General features: G+C 62.0%; 3 protein-coding genes. 1 reads left to right on the top strand and 2 read right to left on the bottom strand.

Annotation, left to right across the window (positions count from 1 at the left end; genetic code table 11):
- Positions 1-493: 493 nt before the first annotated feature.
- Positions 494-1,174 (top strand): Crp/Fnr family transcriptional regulator, encoded by a 681-nt coding sequence (locus L9Z73_RS13825; protein WP_247401772.1) that lies wholly within the window; start codon positions 494-496, stop codon positions 1,172-1,174.
- 13 nt (positions 1,175-1,187) lie between these two features.
- Here L9Z73_RS13825 and L9Z73_RS13820 read toward each other — a convergent pair whose 3' ends face one another.
- Both L9Z73_RS13820 and L9Z73_RS13815 read right to left on the bottom strand, forming a co-directional pair.
- Positions 1,188-1,703 (bottom strand): nitrous oxide reductase accessory protein NosL, encoded by a 516-nt coding sequence (locus L9Z73_RS13820; protein WP_247401770.1) that lies wholly within the window; start codon positions 1,701-1,703, stop codon positions 1,188-1,190.
- Between the two features lie 30 nt (positions 1,704-1,733).
- Positions 1,734-2,412 (bottom strand): ABC transporter permease subunit (locus L9Z73_RS13815; protein ID WP_247401768.1); only part of this gene is annotated, 679 nt, incomplete at its 5' end.

The following is a 2,412-nucleotide window of genomic DNA, read 5'->3' as shown; positions in this document are numbered from 1 at the left end:
ATCAGGTCGGCTATAAGCCCGCGCCTAAGAGCCAGAGCCAGAGCCAAAATGAGTTCTATCTGATCCATGGAGATCCAAATGTGGGAGGGGGCTTGCCCCCGATGGCGGTGCATCAGTCATGCATGTAGTGGCTGACACACTGCTATCGGGGGCAAGCCCCCTCCCACATTCTTGACCGCGTTCGGCTTCCAGGATCAGGTCGGCTATAAGCCCGCGCCTAAGAGCCAGAGCCAGAGCCAAAATGAGTTCTATCTGATCCACGGAGATCAAAAAGTGGGAGGGGGCTTGCTCCCGATAGCGGTGCATCAGTCATGCATGTATTGGCTGACACACTGCTATCGGGAGCAAGCCCCCTCCCACTTTTTTGACCGGTCAGGCCGGCTACTGGGGCGCCCCGTTAACCCAAACTCGCCAAACGCGGGAAGAGGTACCCCCTTCGAGGCATATCCCCAAACCCCGGGCCGCCCTACCCTGATGACCCGTGGAGGCCCTTATGCTCACCCATCCCCAAATCGTTCTAACCCTGCGCCGGCATCACCTGTTCAGCCGGTTGCCTGAAAAAACCTTTCAGGATGTCTGCACCCTGGCCAGTCTCAGGCGCTTGCCCAATCACACTCCGCTCATGCATCAGGGCGATCCCGCTGATCGGTTCTTTCTGCTGGTCAGCGGACAGATCAAGCTGCACCGGGTCACGGGTGAGGGTCAGGAGCATCTGGTGGAAGTCATCCACTCCGGCCAGACGTTTGCCGAAGCGCTGCTGTTTACCCAGGCCAAGGCGTACCCGGTGAGTGGCACCGCGCTCAAGGACAGCGTCCTGGTGAGTATCGAAGGCCAACACTATCGCCGGGCGCTGGAAGATCAGCCAGCCATTTGCCTGGCGATTCTGGCGAGCATGAGTATTCACCTGCATCAGCGCCTCCAGGACATCGACACCCTGACCCTGGCCAATGCCAGTCGCCGGGTGATCAATTTCCTGTTCCAGGAGCGCGACGGCGTCAACAACGAGGTGGTGTTGCAGGTGCCCAAGCGCCTGGTGGCGTCGAAGCTGGGGATTCAGCCGGAGACGTTTTCGAGGATTCTGCATCGGCTGGTGGAAGGCGGGTTGATCGAGGTGCGCCAGCGCACCATTCGAATCCTCAACGAAGAGCAGTTGATGGGGTATCAAGCCGGTTGATACCCCCTCGCGGTCAATGCCCGCTGTGCATCATCGGCATCGGTTGCTGCAACAGCGCCAGGTCAATCTGCTCGAAGCGCAACAGCCGGCCCCCGGTATCCGCCGCGACTTTCTGCGCCTGCGCCTCATCGGCAAACGAAGCCAGCACCACGCCCATGGCACCCTTGAGCCCGGTGCCGATCACGTAGTAGGCGGTGCGGGCGTCGATCAGGTGCTTGTCGTCCGGGGCGTCCCACTGGCTGCGGCCCATGTCATGCACGTACAACTTGGCGTCGTCGTGCCGGTTTTCCGGTTGTAGCCACCAGCCGAGCATTTCGGCGGTGGAACAGAATTTCTTCACCCCGTCACGCTCTACCACTTGGCCCTTGGGCCCGGGGAATTGGTTGATCACCATGCCGCAGACGTGGCACTCGTCGTTCGGATGAAACGCCACCGGCGCTTCGCTGAAGCTCGACTCCTGCACCTTGTCGCAGGCGCTCATCAACAAGCCGACCAGCAAGGCCGCCACTACCCGTGTCTTGAAACCCATATCACTCACTCCAACAGTCATAAAAAGTCCTCACGCCGCGCGGCGCCGGAACAGCCCGTAGGCCAGCGCCAGCGGCACGGCCACCCATGCCAGCAGGCACGCCCACAGGGCCAGCGGCGGCACGTCGAGGTCCGACCCCAGGGCCATCACCCCCACGGACTGGGTGCCCGTGCCGAAACCGGAGAGGTTGATCAGCCGATACACGTCGGTCGGGTTGAGCAGCAGCAACCAGGGCAGCCCCTGCGGGTTGAACTGGCCTTTGCTGAGCACCAGCAAGGCCAGCAGCGCCAGGTCGAAAACCAGCACGAAATAGAACCACACGCCCAGCGCCAGCCCGGCGGCGGTGGATTTTTCTGCACACAGGCTGCTCAAGCCATAGGCCATCCCGAGAAAGCACCAACCCAACAAGGCCGAGGTCAGCATGAACCGGCCGAAGGCCCAGAGCAGCATGGCGAAATCCACGGCGTCGACCAGCAGCGCAATCGCGAGCATCGCGCAGCCGAAGCCGAGTACCGTGGCCAGCGCAAGGATCAGCCCATGGCCGACGAACTTGCCGAGCAGGATCTGCCCGCGCCCCAAGGGGTAGGTGAGCAGCAACAACAAGGTGCCACTCTCGTCTTCGCCGACGATCGCGTCATAGGCCAGCAACAGCGCGATCAGCGGCATCAGGAACGTCGCCAGGCTGGCCAGGCTGGCGATGGTCGCCGGG

The organism is Pseudomonas emilianonis, assembly GCF_023072625.1.
Classification (GTDB): domain Bacteria; phylum Pseudomonadota; class Gammaproteobacteria; order Pseudomonadales; family Pseudomonadaceae; genus Aquipseudomonas; species Aquipseudomonas paraveronii.
This window is presented reverse-complemented; position numbering and strand designations above follow the sequence as displayed.